Origin of the sequence: Citrobacter portucalensis (assembly GCF_002042885.1) — a bacterium.
Taxonomy (GTDB): domain Bacteria; phylum Pseudomonadota; class Gammaproteobacteria; order Enterobacterales; family Enterobacteriaceae; genus Citrobacter; species Citrobacter portucalensis.
The window spans coordinates 15528-31774 of record NZ_MVFY01000003.1; the positions used below are offsets into that span (position 1 = coordinate 15528).

General features: G+C 53.6%; 15 protein-coding genes and 1 pseudogene. 10 read left to right on the forward strand and 6 right to left on the reverse strand.

Going from position 1 to position 16247, the window contains the following annotated elements:
- Positions 1–35: 35 nt before the first annotated feature.
- The 3 genes and pseudogenes from BZK40_RS05180 to BZK40_RS05190 all read left to right on the forward strand — a co-directional run bounded on the left by BZK40_RS05180 (position 36) and on the right by BZK40_RS05190 (position 2242).
- A pseudogene (locus tag BZK40_RS05180) lies at positions 36–1104 on the forward strand (hydrolase).
- Positions 1101–1319, forward strand: a complete 219-nt coding sequence (locus tag BZK40_RS05185) for a YheU family protein (RefSeq protein WP_003023615.1) — start codon at positions 1101–1103, stop codon at positions 1317–1319. The pseudogene BZK40_RS05180 and the gene BZK40_RS05185 overlap by 4 nt, the downstream one beginning before the upstream one ends.
- Before the next feature lie 53 nt (positions 1320–1372).
- Entirely contained in the window at positions 1373–2242 is an 870-nt protein-coding gene (locus BZK40_RS05190) for a phosphoribulokinase (RefSeq protein ID WP_008786301.1), read from the forward strand.
- A gap of 93 nt (positions 2243–2335) precedes the next feature.
- Here BZK40_RS05190 and BZK40_RS05195 read toward each other — a convergent pair whose 3' ends face one another.
- On the reverse strand, positions 2336–2743 hold the full coding sequence (locus BZK40_RS05195) for an OsmC family protein (RefSeq protein WP_003827750.1): 408 nt from the start codon (positions 2741–2743) through the stop codon (positions 2336–2338).
- A 308-nt stretch (positions 2744–3051) separates the two neighbouring features.
- Between BZK40_RS05195 and crp the strand changes: the two genes are divergently transcribed.
- Together crp and BZK40_RS05205 are read left to right on the forward strand one after the other, a co-directional pair.
- Positions 3052–3684: a cAMP-activated global transcriptional regulator CRP gene (gene crp / locus BZK40_RS05200; protein ID WP_000242758.1), complete on the forward strand. Its 633-nt coding sequence runs from the start codon at positions 3052–3054 to the stop codon at positions 3682–3684.
- A gap of 51 nt (positions 3685–3735) precedes the next feature.
- Positions 3736–5823 carry a YccS/YhfK family putative transporter gene (locus BZK40_RS05205; RefSeq protein ID WP_008786302.1) on the forward strand — a complete coding sequence of 696 codons (2088 nt, stop codon included), beginning with the start codon at positions 3736–3738 and terminating at the stop codon, positions 5821–5823.
- Between the two features lie 90 nt (positions 5824–5913).
- Here BZK40_RS05205 and argD read toward each other — a convergent pair whose 3' ends face one another.
- The 5 genes from argD to ppiA form a co-directional block, all read right to left on the reverse strand.
- A complete protein-coding gene (gene argD / locus BZK40_RS05210) occupies positions 5914–7131 on the reverse strand; it encodes a bifunctional acetylornithine/succinyldiaminopimelate transaminase (RefSeq protein WP_008786303.1) in 1218 nt (405 codons plus the stop codon).
- A gap of 85 nt (positions 7132–7216) precedes the next feature.
- On the reverse strand, positions 7217–7780 hold the full coding sequence (gene pabA / locus BZK40_RS05215) for an aminodeoxychorismate synthase component 2 (RefSeq protein ID WP_048227393.1): 564 nt from the start codon (positions 7778–7780) through the stop codon (positions 7217–7219).
- Positions 7781–7811: 31 nt separating this feature from the next.
- Positions 7812–8414 (reverse strand): putative adenosine monophosphate-protein transferase Fic, encoded by a 603-nt coding sequence (locus BZK40_RS05220; protein ID WP_005121664.1) that lies wholly within the window; start codon positions 8412–8414, stop codon positions 7812–7814.
- Entirely contained in the window at positions 8404–8571 is a 168-nt protein-coding gene (gene ficA / locus BZK40_RS05225; protein ID WP_003827708.1) for a FicA/YhfG family antitoxin, read from the reverse strand. The genes BZK40_RS05220 and ficA overlap by 11 nt, the downstream gene beginning before the upstream one ends.
- Positions 8572–8677: 106 nt before the next feature.
- On the reverse strand, positions 8678–9250 hold the full coding sequence (gene ppiA / locus BZK40_RS05230; protein ID WP_003023595.1) for a peptidylprolyl isomerase A: 573 nt from the start codon (positions 9248–9250) through the stop codon (positions 8678–8680).
- 264 nt (positions 9251–9514) lie between these two features.
- Between ppiA and tsgA the strand changes: the two genes are divergently transcribed.
- From tsgA to cysG, 5 genes are all read left to right on the forward strand, one after another.
- Positions 9515–10696, forward strand: coding sequence for an MFS transporter TsgA (gene tsgA / locus BZK40_RS05235; RefSeq protein WP_079934281.1), 1182 nt, complete (start codon positions 9515–9517; stop codon positions 10694–10696).
- Between the two features lie 271 nt (positions 10697–10967).
- Positions 10968–13511, forward strand: coding sequence for an NADPH-nitrite reductase large subunit (gene nirB / locus BZK40_RS05240; protein WP_008786307.1), 2544 nt, complete (start codon positions 10968–10970; stop codon positions 13509–13511).
- A complete protein-coding gene (gene nirD / locus BZK40_RS05245; RefSeq protein WP_003023590.1) occupies positions 13508–13834 on the forward strand; it encodes a nitrite reductase small subunit NirD in 327 nt (108 codons plus the stop codon). The genes nirB and nirD overlap by 4 nt, the downstream gene beginning before the upstream one ends.
- 186 nt (positions 13835–14020) lie before the next feature.
- Complete coding sequence (nirC, locus tag BZK40_RS05250) at positions 14021–14830, forward strand: nitrite transporter NirC (protein ID WP_008786308.1); 810 nt, start codon at positions 14021–14023, stop codon at positions 14828–14830.
- A gap of 11 nt (positions 14831–14841) precedes the next feature.
- Positions 14842–16215, forward strand: a complete 1374-nt coding sequence (gene cysG / locus BZK40_RS05255; RefSeq protein WP_008786309.1) for a siroheme synthase CysG — start codon at positions 14842–14844, stop codon at positions 16213–16215.
- Positions 16216–16247: the final 32 nt, after the last annotated feature.

Here is a 16247-nt window from a genome sequence, read left to right on the forward strand (position 1 = left end):
CGACAAAATCACATATTGGCTAACCCGCACGCGCTGTGCGCGGTATAGTTATTCTTTCCGATTATTAATTGCTCCGGTGTTATGGTTGAAATCACGTCCACAGAAATGACCCCACCTACCGACGATTCGCGAGAATTCCGCCCGATGCGCGGTATCAGTAACCGCCATCTGCAGACGATGCTGCCGCGTTTAATTCGCCGCAAGGTGAAGTTCGACGCCCACTGGCAGCGTCTGGAATTGCCCGACGGTGATTTCGTCGATCTGGCGTGGAGTGAAGATCCGCAACAGGCGAAACACAAACCGCGCCTGGTGGTTTTTCACGGTCTGGAAGGCAGTCTGAACAGCCCGTACGCACATGGCCTGATTGAAGCGGCGCAAAAGCGCGGCTGGCTGGGCGTGGTAATGCATTTTCGCGGTTGCAGCGGCGAACCCAATCGTCTGAACCGCATTTATCACTCCGGAGAAACAGAAGATGGCACCTGGTTTTTACACTGGCTGGAGCGTGAGTTCGGTCGCGTACCGACCGCGGCGGTAGGTTATTCACTCGGTGGAAACATGCTGGCTTGCCTGCTGGCAAAAGAAGGCAACGATATTCCGATAGATGCGGCGGTTATCGTTTCTGCACCTTTCGTGCTGGAAGCCTGTAGCTACCATATGGACAAGGGCTTCTCCCGGGTCTACCAGCGCTACCTGCTCAATCTGTTGAAAGCCAATGCCTCACGTAAGCTTGAAGCTTATCCAGGTTCGCTGCCGGTGAGTCTGGCCCAGTTGAAATCTTTGCGCCGCATTCGCGATTTTGACGATCTAATCACCGCCAAAATCCACGGTTTCGCCGATGCTATAGACTATTACCGCCAGTGCAGCGCCATGCCGTTGCTCAATCGGATAGCCAAACCAACGCTAATTATCCATGCGAAAGACGATCCGTTTATGGATCATCATGTGATCCCGAAACCGGAAAATCTGCCCTCACAGGTGGAGTACCAGCTTACTGAACACGGCGGCCACGTCGGATTTATAGGTGGCACGGTGCGCCGTCCTGTGATGTGGCTGGAATCAAGAATCCCGGACTGGCTGACAACGTATCTGGAGGCATCATCATGATTATCCCCTGGCAAGATATCTCCCCGGACGCGCTGGACAATTTGATTGAAAGCTTTGTCTTGCGCGAAGGCACCGATTATGGTGAACATGAACGCTCGCTCGAACAAAAAGTCGCCGACGTCAAACGCCAACTACAATCAGGTGAAGCCGTGCTGGTGTGGTCTGAACTGCATGAAACGGTCAACATTATGCCGAGGAAGCAGATTCACGAGTAATCCGTAGCCGCCGGCCGACTTTACTATAATTACAACCATTTCATGGAGTTGTTATGTCTGCCAAACATCCGGTGATTGCGGTAACAGGATCCAGCGGCGCGGGGACCACTACCACCAGCCTCGCGTTTCGTAAAATTTTCGCGCAGTTAAATCTGCGCGCCGCCGAGGTGGAAGGTGACAGTTTTCATCGCTATACCCGTCCGGAAATGGACATGGCGATTCGCAAAGCGCGCGATGCCGGGCGGCATATCAGCTATTTCGGTCCCGAAGCCAATGACTTTGGTCTGCTGGAACAAACCTTCATCGAATACGGTCAGACGGGCAAAGGCCAGTCGCGAAAATATCTGCACACTTACGATGAGGCCGTACCGTGGAACCAGGTTCCGGGGACATTCACGCCCTGGCAGCCGCTACCTGAACCGACGGATGTACTGTTCTACGAAGGGCTGCACGGCGGTGTCGTCACCCCGCAGCAAAACGTGGCCCGGCATGTCGATCTGCTGGTTGGCGTGGTACCTATCGTAAACCTGGAATGGATCCAGAAGCTGACCCGCGATACCAGCGAGCGTGGACATTCGCGTGAAGCGGTGATGGACTCGGTGGTGCGTTCAATGGACGATTACATCAATTACATCACGCCGCAGTTTTCCCGGACGCATATTAACTTCCAGCGCGTACCGACCGTCGATACCTCCAACCCCTTTGCCGCTAAGAGCATTCCATCACTGGATGAAAGCTTTGTCGTGATTCATTTTCGTAACCTGGAAGGGATCGATTATCCCTGGTTACTGGCCATGCTGCAGGGCTCATTCATTTCCCATATCAATACGTTAGTCGTACCTGGCGGCAAGATGGGTCTGGCGATGGAATTGATTATGCTGCCGCTGGTACAGCGACTGATGGAAGGTAAGAAGATCGAGTGATGTGGTCTTTTGCCGGATGGCGGTTGATGCCTTATCCGGCCTACGCGTTTATATCCTGTAGGCCTGATAAGTGTAACGCCATCAGGCATGGCATCACGCAGCAGCAACCACTTCATAGGAATGGGTAATGTTCACCGCCTTTTCCAGCATCAACGCCACGGAGCAGTATTTTTCCGCGGAAAGATCGACGGCGCGGGAGACAGACGCATCTTTGAGATCGTTACCCGTTACGATGAAATGCAGGTTGATGTGGGTAAACAGGCGCGGCGCTTCATCACGACGCTCTGAAGTCAGCTTCACTTCGCAGTTGGTCACATCCTGACGACCCTTTTGCAGGATCGATACCACATCAATTGCGCTACAACCGCCAGCAGCCATTAATACCATTTCCATCGGGCTCGGCGCTTTATCACCGGAGTTACCGTCCATCAAAATTTGGTGGCCAGAGGCGGACTCACCGAGGAAGGTTAACCCCTCAACCCACTTTACACGCGCTTGCATATTTCGTAACTCCAATGTTTCAATTTTCCTGACAGATTACGCGCACATAACAATTCTCGCAACGGAAGGCGACCTGCGTCATGCTGAAGCGAGACACCAGGAGACACACGGCGAAAGCTATGCTAAAACAGACGGGATGCTACAGTAATACATTGACGTACTGCATGTATGCAGAGGACATCACATTACAGGCTGCAGTATATTTTTGACAGCCCCTTTCCCAGGTAGCGGGAAGCATATTTTTGCAAACCCAGAGGCAGCGTCGTTTTCTGGCTCTGGAGACAGCTTATAACAGAGGATAACCGCGCATGGTGCTTGGCAAACCGCAAACAGACCCGACTCTCGAATGGTTCTTGTCTCATTGCCATATTCATAAGTACCCATCGAAGAGCACGCTGATTCACCAGGGTGAAAAAGCGGAAACGTTGTATTACATCGTTAAAGGCTCCGTGGCAGTGCTGATCAAAGATGAAGAAGGGAAAGAAATGATCCTTTCTTATCTGAATCAGGGCGATTTTATTGGTGAATTAGGCCTCTTCGAAGAAGGTCAGGAACGTAGCGCCTGGGTACGTGCCAAAACCGCATGTGAAGTCGCTGAAATTTCCTACAAAAAATTTCGCCAATTAATCCAGGTCAACCCGGATATTCTGATGCGCCTGTCTTCTCAGATGGCTCGTCGTCTGCAGGTCACGTCTGAAAAAGTGGGCAACCTTGCCTTCCTCGACGTAACCGGTCGTATCGCGCAGACTCTGCTGAATCTGGCGAAACAGCCTGATGCGATGACCCACCCGGACGGCATGCAGATTAAAATCACCCGTCAGGAAATCGGCCAGATCGTTGGCTGCTCCCGTGAGACCGTCGGTCGTATTCTGAAGATGCTGGAAGATCAGAACCTGATCTCCGCACACGGTAAGACCATCGTCGTCTACGGCACGCGTTAACCCCATCGAAGTGGCGCGTTACCCAGTAATGCGCCACTTTTGTTTACTCCGATGTGGCGAAGACTGATATACCACCCAGAGATCAACTACGCACTACGACAAACGCTGGTGCTATGTTTACCTGTGGCTGTTGGTCTGATCATCGGTCAGCTTCATTTGGGGCTTCTCTTTTCCCTCGTCCCTGCCTGCTGCAACATTGCCGGTCTTGATACCCCGCACAAGCGCTTTTTCAAACGCTTAGTCATTGGTGCATCGCTGTTTGCCGGGTGCAGTTTGATCATGCAGCTACTGCTTGCGCAAACTATACCGCTACCATTGATCCTCACCGGCCTGACGCTGATTCTTGGCGTAACCGCCGAGCTAAGCCCTTTGCATGCGCGATTACTGCCAGCCTCGCTTATCGCAGCGATTTTCACGCTCAGCCTGGCCGGGAATATGCCCGTCTGGGAGCCACTGCTGATCTACGCGCTGGGCACGTTATGGTACGGCCTGTTCAACTGGTTCTGGTTCTGGATGTGGCGCGAGCAACCGCTCCGCGAATCGCTCAGCTTGCTGTACCGTGAATTAGCCGATTACTGTGAAGCCAAGTACAGCATGCTGACCCAGCATGCCGACCCAGAAAAAGCGCTGCCTCCCCTGCTGGTTCGCCAACAAAAGGCGGTGGATCTGATTACTCAGTGCTATCAGCAAATGCATATGCTGTCGGCACATCACAACAACGAATACAAACGCCTGCTGCGTGCCTTTCAGGAGGCGCTGGATTTACAGGAGCATATTTCCGTTAGCCTCCACCAGCCAGAAGAAGTGCAAAAACTGGTTGAGCGTAGCCACGCGGAGCAGGTAATTCGCTGGAACGCGCGAACCGTCGCCGAACGCCTTCGGGTACTGGCCGATGATATTTTGTATCACCGCTTGCCGACCCGTTTCTCGATGGAAAAGCAGATTGGCACGCTGGAGAAAATCGCCAGGCAGCATCCGGACAATCCGGTGGGGCAATTTTGCTACTGGCACTTCAGCCGTATTGCCCGCGTGCTACGGACCCAGCGTCCGCTGTATGCCCGTGACTTAATGGCTGACAAGCAGCGTCGATTGCCGCTGATCCCTGCCCTGAAAAACTACCTGTCGTTGAAATCCCCAGCGCTGCGCAATGCCGGACGCATCAGCGTTATGTTGAGTATCGCCAGCCTGATGGGCAGCGCCTTACACCTGCCAAAACCTTACTGGATTTTGATGACAGTCCTGTTTGTTACGCAAAATGGCTACGGGGCGACCCGGGTGCGCATCTTACACCGTTCCGTAGGTACGCTCGTTGGACTGGTTATTGCCGGCGTCACGTTGCACTTTCATATTCCCGAAGGTTTCACGCTGGCGGCCATGCTGCTGATCACCCTGGTGAGCTATCTGATCATCCGTAAAAACTACGGCTGGGCTACCGTCGGTTTTACGGTAACGGCGGTATACACCCTGCAACTGCTGACGCTGAACGGGGAAGAGTTTATCGTGCCGCGGTTTGTCGATACGGTCATTGGCTGCTTAATCGCCTTTGGCGGCACGCTCTGGCTGTGGCCACAGTGGCAGAGCGGTCTGCTGCGTAAAAACGCCCACGATGCGTTAGAAGCCGACCAGGAGGCCATTCGTCTGATCCTCAGCAACGATCCACAGGCCACGCCGCTGGCGTATCAACGCATGCGCGTCAACCAGACGCAAAACACGCTGTTCAACTCGCTGAACCAGGCAATGCAGGAGCCGGGATTTAACTCGCACTACCTTGCAGACATGAAACTGTGGGTTACGCACAGCCAGTTCATCGTTGAACACATCAACGCGATGACCACGCTGGCAAGGGAACATACGATGCTGACGCCGGATTTGGCGCAGCGGTATCTGGAGTCCTGTGAAATTGCACTCCAGCGCTGTCAGCAGCGGCTGGAATATGATGGGCCGGGAAGCTCGGGAGATGTGAATATTCTCGAAGCGCCAGAGATGCTGTCCCATGGTCCGTTAAGCACCCTTGAGCAGCATCTGCAGCGGGTTCTTGGGCATCTGAACACCATGCATACCATTTCGTCGGTAGCATGGCGTCAGCGACCGCACCACGGGATCTGGCTGAGCCGCCGACTACGGGACATGAAGGGTTAAGAGATTTGCCGGATGCGCTACGCTTATCCGGCCAACGAATCACACCTTACCCTGTAAGCCGGATAAGGCGCTCGCGCCGCTATCCGGCAATCAGCCCACCACCTTCGCTACCGCCTGCGCGAAGCGCTGCATCCCTTCATCGATATCCGCCTGCTCTACTACCAGCGACGGCGCGAAACGCATTACGTCCGGCCCGGCGTTCAGCACCATCACCCCTTCGTGCGCGGCGGCATAGAGGAAATCGCGCGCCCGGCCTTTAAACTGCGGCTTCAGCTCAGCGCCAATCAGCAGCCCCATCCCGCGAATATCGCTGAAAATATCGAACTGTTGATCAATCTTGTGCAAATGCTGGACAAACGCCTGACGCCGGGCCTGAATGCCTCCCAGCACGTCCGGCGTGTTGATGATATCAAACGCTGCCCCCGCTACCGCGCAGGCCAGCGGGTTACCGCCGTAGGTGGAGCCGTGCGAACCCACGTGGAACGCGGAGGCAATCTCCTGAGTGGTCAACACCGCGCTTACCGGGAAGCCGCCACCGAGCGCCTTCGCGCTGGTGAGGATATCCGGCGTCACGCCGTAGTGCATATAGGCAAACAAATCGCCGGTACGCCCCATCCCACTCTGCACTTCATCAAATACCAACAGCGCCTGGTGCTGGTCACAAAGTTCACGCAAACCTTGCAGGAATTCCGGCGTAGCCGCAGTGACGCCGCCCTCTCCCTGAATAGGCTCAACGACCACCGCGCAGGTGTGATCGTCCATCACCGCTTTGACCGCATGCAGATCGTTAAACGGGACATGGATGATATCCGCCGGTTTTGGCCCAAAGCCGTCGGAGTATTTCGGCTGCCCACCAACGGATACGGTAAACAGCGAACGGCCGTGAAACGCATTATGGAAGGCAATGATTTTGGTTTTGAACGGGCTATGACGCACGCAGGCATAGTGGCGCGCCAGCTTAAAGGCGGTTTCGTTGGCTTCAGTACCGGAGTTCATGAACAGCACGCGCTCGGCAAAGGTCGCATCAATGATTTTACGGCCTAAGCGCAACGCCGGTTCGTTGGTAAAAACGTTGCTGGTATGCCACAGGGTTTCACCCTGGGTTTTTAACGCCTCAACCAATGCCGGATGGCAATGCCCTAACGCGGTCACTGCAATGCCGCCCGCGAAATCAACATACTCTTTGCCCTGTTGATCCCACACTCGACTCCCTTTTCCTTTTACCGGGATAAACTCAGCCGGTGCATAAATCGGCAGAATCACTTCATCGAATGTCGCGCGCGTAATTGCAGTTTGTTCAGTTGCCATGTCATTACCACCCTGTTAAGCAGAAACGCCAGTGAAATTATAATCACAAAATATGAATAAAAAATCACTGAATAGCAACTACAAATCAGCGATTGAGAAAATTAGCCAGCAGCTGATGCCCCTGTTCGCTGAGAATACTCTCCGGGTGAAACTGTACCCCTTCCATATCCCACTCGCGGTGACGAATGCCCATAATCTCCTGCGTTTCACTCCAGGCCGTCACCTCAAAGCACTCGGGAAGCGTCTCAGGGGCAACCACCAGAGAGTGGTAGCGCGTCACCGTTAATGGGTTAGCAAGTCCCTGAAAAACACCCTGCCCGTTATGGGTAATCGGCGAGGTTTTACCGTGCATCACTTTAGCCGCCCGAACTACGCTCGCGCCAAAGGCCTGCGCCATCGCCTGGTGACCAAGACAAACACCCAACAAGGGAAGCTTACCGGCGAAATGACGAATAACGTCCAGTGAGATACCGGCGTCATCCGGCGTGCATGGCCCAGGGGAAATCACGATTTTTTGCGGGTTCAGCGCGTCGATTTGCGCCAGCGTCAGCTCGTCGTTGCGCCGGACAAGGACATCAGCGCCCAGTTCGCAGAAGTATTGGTACAGGTTCCAGGTAAAAGAATCATAGTTATCAATAAGCAGGATCATGGCGGCTCCGGTACATAAGAACCGCGCTATTCTACTCAGTTTCCGGGGCTTCGCTTACCACTTTACGAAATATCGCCCGCAGTGCAGACAGGTCACCCATCGCCCCGCTCTGATTAGCCTGATTCCACTCCTCAACCGGAATGCCATCCCAGCTCAGCATATACCCGGCATGAATCGCTAACTGTTCGAAGAAAATACGCTGCGCCAGGCCACTGCCAATGCGAAACGGATGCAGCACATTGATTTCGCAATAATAGTGCGCAAGACGATCGACAAACTTGTCTTCCGGTAATCCCACCAGCCAGGACTCATCTTCCAGGTCCTGCATCAGCGCATTGCCCTCTTTCTCGATATAGGCGAAGTGGCAAAAGCGAGTATCGCCCTGGTAAATATCGACTTCACGCAGGTGTCCCGCCCAGTCAAAAATATCCCGATACAGCTGGCGATGAATGGCGCACAGGTGCGGTAAGCCCCGTTTAAGCGGCCCCAATTCGATAGTCGCCGCACGCAGCGCTGTCAGTTCATAAGCCGCCTGCGCCAAACGCTGCGCCTGATGAATCCCCAGACGGTTACGCATGACATTCAGGCCCGGGTATAAATACGGGTCGCGACCATCACCGAATTTATCGCTCATAGTGCCTCCTCAGCTCTTCAAGACGCGCCAGGGCGTCTTCAGCACTCAGAGTAACCCGTGGAATATCTACGCCTTCCAGCCGTCGGCTGGCCTGGAAATTGGCGTTTCGCCGTTGTTCCCACAGCCTGGACTTTTGTTTATCGGTGAGTTTTTTCACGTGACCTCCCTGAATGAGCCGACACTTGCCACAAGTATAAGCAGCAATTTCGGGTTACGCAGAGAGAGGGGTGAACGCGGGCAAGAACTACCCGCGCAAGATACGATTACGGCAGGACTTTAGCAGAAAGGATAACAATCGGTTTTGACGGGACATTCTGGTATGGACCGACATCATGGGTCTGTACCTGAGAGATCTTATCCGCGACATCCATACCTTTCACAACTTTACCGAAAACAGCGTAGCCAAAGTCGCGCTGGCCGTGATCGAGGAAAGCATTATCTGCAATGTTGATAAAGAACTGGCTGGTCGCGCTGTCTTTATCCGCTGTACGCGCCATAGCAATCGTGCCGCGAGTGTTACGCAGTCCGTTATCGGCTTCATTCTTGATTGGCGGGTTAGGTTTCTTCTGCTGCATCTGCTCGGTAAAACCGCCGCCCTGCACCATGAAGCCTGGGATCACACGGTGGAACGTGGTGTTGTTATAGAAACCACTGTTGACATAATCGACAAAGTTTTGCACTGAAACCGGGGCTTTCTGACTGTTCAGCTCCAGCTCAATGTTACCAGCAGAGGTTGTCAGCAGAACATGTGGATCACCTTTTGCTGCCAGTGCTGCGGGGGAGAGAGCAGAAAGAGCGAGAACAGCTGCAACAGCCGCCAGAGTCGATTTGAGCATGAGAATTCCTTAACAAGAGCAGAAATGAAGCAAGTGAATTGATTCTAAAGAGCCTTCAAGGACAAGGCCATCCCTTTACTTAATTTTACGTACCTGAAACAAATGTAACCTCATGGCTGCAAGTATCAATGTGATCAAGATCACATAGAAAAATGTAACGCACCAAGTTATTACCGATAAATATTTAAATGCGTCACTAAAGCGCCTAAAATCTGCCCGCTCACGGCGCAGTCAATGCGCCTTACACTTCTATACAGGCCAGTCATGACTAACAGCAATCGCATCAAGCTCACATGGATTAGCTTTCTCTCCTACGCCCTGACAGGTGCGTTGGTAATTGTCACCGGGATGGTGATGGGAAACATAGCAGATTACTTCCATTTGCCCGTTTCCAGCATGAGTAACACCTTCACCTTCCTGAATGCCGGCATTCTGATCTCTATCTTTCTGAATGCATGGTTAATGGAAATCGTGCCACTGAAAACCCAGTTGCGCTTCGGCTTTATCCTGATGGTACTGGCCGTTGCCGGACTGATGTTCAGCCATAGCCTGGCCTTGTTCTCCGCCGCCATGTTTGTATTGGGCCTGGTGAGCGGTATTACCATGTCGATCGGTACGTTCCTGGTAACTCAAATGTACGAAGGTCGCCAGCGCGGTTCCCGCTTGCTGTTTACTGACTCCTTCTTCAGCATGGCCGGCATGATTTTCCCGATGGTTGCCGCGTTCCTGTTAGCGCGCAGCATCGAATGGTATTGGGTCTATGCCTGCATCGGCCTCGTATACGTCGCCATTTTCCTGCTGACCTTCGGTTGTGAATTCCCGGCACTGGGTAAACACGCTCAGCAGTCAGACGCGCCGGTAGTAAAAGAAAAATGGGGGATTGGCGTGCTGTTTCTGGCGATCGCTGCACTGTGCTACATCCTCGGTCAGTTGGGTTTTATCTCCTGGGTCCCGGAGTACGCCAAAAGTCTGGGCATGAGCCTGAACGATGCGGGTAAACTGGTCAGCGACTTCTGGATGTCTTACATGGTTGGCATGTGGGCATTTAGCTTTATTCTGCGTTTCTTCGATTTGCAGCGCATCCTGACCGTACTGGCGGGTATGGCTACCGTCCTGATGTATCTGTTTATCACCGGTACGCCAGAGCATATGCCGTGGTTTATTATGACGCTGGGCTTCTTCTCCAGTGCGATTTATACCACCATCATTACCCTTGGCTCCCAGCAGACGAAGGTCGCCTCACCCAAACTGGTTAACTTCGTTCTGACCTGCGGCACCATCGGCACTATGCTCACTTTCGTCGTCACCGGCCCTATCGTGGCACACAGCGGCCCGCAGGCGGCATTGCAAACAGCTAACGGCTTGTATGCGGTTGTATTCGTGATGTGCTTTATTCTTGGGTTTGTCACGCGCCATCGCCAGCATAACGCCCCAGCAACGCATTAATCTCACTGCCGGATGGTATCCACATCATCCGGCACATTCTCACCCTCCTCTTCTTTCACTGGTCATGTAGGCCAATTCTTACAAAAACCCCTTAATTTGTACGCTATTTATACAAACACGAAAATCCAAATAATTCCGTCACTTATAAAAATGCTGACAAATCAGTTATATACCTCTTAAGGAGTATATAAGGGCGAATTTGATTTGCATCAATAAGCGCGGTTGCTGAATCGTTAAGGTAGGCAGTAATAGAAAAGAAATCGAGGCAAAAATGAGCAAAGTCAGACTCGCTATTATCGGTAATGGTATGGTCGGCCATCGCTTTATTGAGGATCTTCTTGATAAATCCGACGCTGCCAATTTTGATATTACCGTCTTCTGTGAAGAACCCCGCAAAGCGTACGACCGCGTACACCTGTCTTCCTACTTCTCCCACCACACCGCCGAAGAGCTTTCTCTGGTGCGTGAAGGATTCTACGAGAAGCACGGCGTTAAGGTGTTAGTGGGCGAACGCGCAATTACCATTAACCGCCAGGAGAAGGTGATCCACTCCAGCGCAGGTCGTACGGTTTACTACGATAAGCTGATCATGGCGACGGGCTCTTACCCGTGGATCCCACCGATTAAAGGTTCGGAAACCCAGGACTGCTTCGTTTACCGCACCATCGAAGACCTCAACGCCATTGAGTCTTGCGCGCGCCGCAGCAAACGCGGTGCCGTGGTCGGCGGTGGCCTGCTGGGCCTGGAAGCCGCCGGTGCGCTGAAAAGCCTCGGCGTTGAAACCCACGTGATTGAATTCGCCCCAATGCTGATGGCTGAACAGCTGGATCATATGGGTGGCGAGCAGTTACGTCGCAAAATTGAAAGCATGGGCGTGCGTGTGCACACCAGTAAAAACACCAAAGAGATCGTTCAGGAAGGCACCGAAGCGCGCAAAACCATGCGTTTTGCCGACGGTAGCGAACTGGAAGTCGATTTCATCGTCTTCTCTACCGGTATTCGTCCACGCGACAAACTGGCCACCCAGTGCGGTCTGGACGTCGCGCCACGCGGCGGTATCGTCATTAACGACACTTGCCAGACATCTGACCCGGACATCTATGCCATCGGCGAATGCGCCAGTTGGAACAACCGCGTGTATGGTCTGGTCGCTCCAGGCTATAAAATGGCGCAGGTTGCCGTTGACCATATTCTCGAAACTGAAAACGCCTTTGAAGGCGCGGACCTGAGCGCCAAGCTGAAGCTGCTCGGCGTTGACGTCGGCGGTATTGGCGACGCGCATGCGCGCACGCCGGGCGCACGTAGCTACGTCTATCTCGACGAAAGTAAAGAAGTCTACAAACGCCTGATCGTTAGCGAAGATAACAAAACCCTGCTCGGCGCGGTTCTGGTGGGCGACACCAGCGATTACGGCAATCTGCTGCAACTGGTGCTGAACGCCATCGAACTGCCGGAAAACCCGGATTCACTGATTCTGCCAGCACACGCAGGCAGCGGTAAGCCGTCTATCGGTGTCGATAAACTGCCGGACAGCGCGCAGATTTGCTCCTGTTTTGACGTCACCAAAGGCATGCTGGTTGCCGCTATCAACAAGGGCTGCCATACCGTTGCGGCGCTGAAAGCGGAAACCAAAGCCGGTACCGGCTGCGGCGGGTGTATCCCGCTGGTAACGCAGGTCCTGAACGCCGAACTGGCGAAACAGGGTATCGAAGTTAACAACAACCTGTGTGAACACTTCCCGTACTCACGTCAGGAACTGTTCCATCTCATCCGCGTAGAAGGCATCAAAACCTTCGAAGAGCTGCTGGCAAAACACGGGAAAGGTTACGGCTGCGAAGTGTGTAAACCTACCGTAGGTTCCCTGCTGGCTTCCTGCTGGAATGAGTACATCCTCAAACCGCAGCACACGCCGTTGCAGGACACCAACGACAACTTCCTGGCGAACATCCAGAAAGACGGTACTTATTCCGTGATCCCGCGCTCTGCGGGTGGCGAAATTACCCCTGAAGGCCTGGTAGCTGTGGGCCGTATCGCGCGTGAATTTAACCTGTACACCAAAATTACCGGTTCTCAGCGTATCGGCCTGTTCGGCGCGCAGAAAGATGACCTGCCGGAAATCTGGCGTCAGCTGATTGAAGCCGGTTTTGAAACCGGTCACGCGTATGCAAAAGCGCTGCGTATGGCAAAAACCTGCGTAGGCAGCACCTGGTGCCGTTACGGCGTCGGCGATAGCGTGGGCTTCGGCGTGGAGCTGGAAAATCGCTACAAAGGCATTCGTACCCCGCACAAAATGAAATTCGGCGTCTCCGGCTGTACCCGTGAATGTGCGGAAGCTCAGGGTAAAGACGTGGGTATCATCGCCACTGAGAAAGGCTGGAACCTGTACGTTTGCGGTAACGGCGGGATGAAACCTCGTCATGCAGACCTGCTGGCAGCGGATATCGATCGCGAAACGCTGCTCAAGTACCTTGACCGTTTCATGATGTTCTACATCCGTACTGCCGACAAACTGACCCGTACCGCACCGTGGTTAGACAATCTGGAAGGCGGTATTGAGTATCTGAAGTCCGTCATCATCGACGACAAGTTGGGTCTGAACCAGCATCTTGAAGAAGAGATGGCCCGTCTGCGTGAAGCTGTGGTGTGTGAGTGGACAGAAACCGTTAACACCCCATCCGCGCAGGTTCGCTTCAAACACTTTATCAACAGCGAAAAACGCGATCCAAATGTCCAGGTTGTGCCTGAACGTGAACAACATCGTCCGGCCACGCCTTATGAGCGTATCCCGGTGACTCTGGTGGAGGAAAACGCATGAGCCAGTGGAAAAACATCTGCAAAATCGATGACATTCTGCCTGCAACAGGCGTCTGCGCCCTGTTAGGTAACGAGCAGGTTGCGATTTTCCGCCCGTATCACAGCGACCAGGTGTTTGCGATCAGCAACATCGACCCGTTCTTTGAGTCCAGCGTGCTTTCTCGTGGGCTGATTGCTGAACATCAGGGCGAATTGTGGGTTGCCAGCCCGCTGAAAAAACAGCGTTTTCGCTTAAGCGACGGTCTGTGCATGGAAGACGAACAGTTCTCCGTGAAACATTACGAAGCGCGAGTGAAAGACGGCACGGTGCAACTGCGCGGTTAATTAATTTTGGGAGGCGCAACGCCTCCCCTTTTTTGACGTATTTGTAGGTCTTTTAATGGTAGGTCTGATAAGCGTAGCGCCATCAGGCAATTGCACAGGCACATTGCCGGATGGCGGCATAAATGCCTTATCCGGCCTACGGTTACGATTTCTTTTTATTGTTTGTACTTCAAGGATAATCAACACATGTTCACAGACACTATTAATAAGTGTGCGGCTAACGCTGCGCGCATCGCACGCCTGTCGGCTAATAACCCGCTTGGATTCTGGATCAGTTCGGCAATGGCGGGAGCCTATGTGGGTCTCGGCATCATTCTTATTTTCACCCTCGGTAATCTGCTCGACCCGTCCGTTCGTCCGCTGGTGATGGGTGCAACCTTTGGTATCGCCTTAACGCTGGTCATTATTGCCGGTTCGGAACTGTTTACCGGTCACACCATGTTTCTGACACTCGGCGTCAAAGCAGGCACCATCAGCCACGGTCAGATGTGGGCAATCCTGCCAAAAACATGGCTGGGTAACCTGGTCGGTTCCGTGTTTGTCGCCCTGCTTTACAGCTGGGGTGGCGGTAGCCTGCTGCCGGTCGATACCAGCATCGTCCATTCGGTTGCTCTGGCGAAAACGACCGCGCCTGCAATGGTTTTGTTCTTTAAAGGCGCACTGTGTAACTGGTTGGTTTGTCTGGCAATCTGGATGGCAATCCGTACCGAAGGCGCGGCAAAATTCCTCGCTATCTGGTGGTGTCTGCTGGCGTTTATCGCTTCCGGCTACGAGCACTCCGTTGCCAACATGACGCTGTTTGCCCTCTCCTGGTTCGGCCACCACAGCGAAGCCTATACCCTGTCAGGAATTGGTCATAACCTGCTGTGGGTGACACTCGGTAATACTTTGTCCGGTGTCGTATTCATGGGATTGGGTTATTGGTATGCTACGCCAAAATCGGAGCGTCCGGCTCCGGCAAAAATCAATCAGCCAGAGGCTGCTGCCAATAATTAAGGGGTAATGTCGTGGATCATTTGCCTATATTTTGTCAACTACGTGACCGCGACTGCTTGATCGTCGGCGGTGGTGATGTCGCAGAACGCAAAGCGCGGTTACTGCTGGAAGCGGGCGCCCGTTTAACGGTTAATGCGCTGGCGTTTATTCCGCAGTTCAAAGTATGGGCAGATGAAAACATGCTGACGCTGGTTGAGGGGCCGTTCGATGAGTCCCTGCTCGACACCTGCTGGTTGGCTATTGCCGCCACCGATGACGATGCCGTCAACCAAAGCGTCAGCACCGCCGCAGAATCACGTCGTATCTTCTGCAACGTGGTCGATGCGCCAAAAGCAGCCAGTTTTATCATGCCCTCCATTATCGACCGCTCACCGCTGATGGTGGCGGTCTCCTCCGGCGGGACATCGCCAGTGCTTGCCCGTCTGCTGCGTGAAAGGCTTGAATCCGTACTGCCTCAGCATCTGGGCCAGGTCGCGCAGTATGCCGGCAAGTTGCGCTCCCGAGTGAAGCAACAGTTTGCCAGCATGGGTGAACGTCGCCGCTTCTGGGAAAAATTGTTCGTGAATGACCGCCTGGCGCAGTCGTTGGCGAACAATGACCTGAAAGCCGTCGAGGAAACCACTGAGCAAATGCTCAGCGAACCGCTGGATCACCGTGGTGAAGTGGTGCTGGTTGGCGCCGGTCCTGGCGATGCCGGCCTGCTGACGCTGAAAGGGCTACAGCAGATCCAGCAAGCGGATGTCGTGGTCTATGACCGTCTGGTTTCCGACGATATCATGAACCTTGTACGCCGCGATGCAGACCGAGTGTTCGTCGGTAAACGTGCGGGCTATCACTGCGTACCGCAGGAAGAGATTAACCAGATCCTGCTGCGTGAAGCACAACAGGGCAAGCGCGTGGTTCGACTGAAAGGTGGCGACCCGTTCATCTTTGGCCGCGGTGGCGAAGAGCTGGAAACGCTGTGCCATGCCGGTATCCCATTCTCTGTAGTGCCGGGTATTACCGCAGCCTCCGGTTGTTCTGCCTATTCCGGCATTCCACTGACCCATCGTGATTACGCTCAGAGCGTGCGTCTGGTTACCGGACACCTGAAAACCGGCGGTGAGCTGGACTGGGAAAACCTGGCAGCAGAGAAACAAACGCTGGTGTTCTACATGGGGCTGAACCAGGCGGCCACGATTCAGGAAAAATTGATCGAATTTGGCATGCAGCCCGATATGCCCGTCGCCCTGGTAGAAAACGGTACCTCCGTGAAACAGCGTGTCGTCAATGGCGAGCTGACTCAGCTAGGAGAGTTGGCACAACAGGTTGAAAGCCCAGCGTTAATTATTGTTGGTCGTGTGGTAGGCCTTCGCGATAAGCTGAACTGGTTCTCAAACCATTAATTGAATGCAAATAAATGCCCTGATTCTCAGGG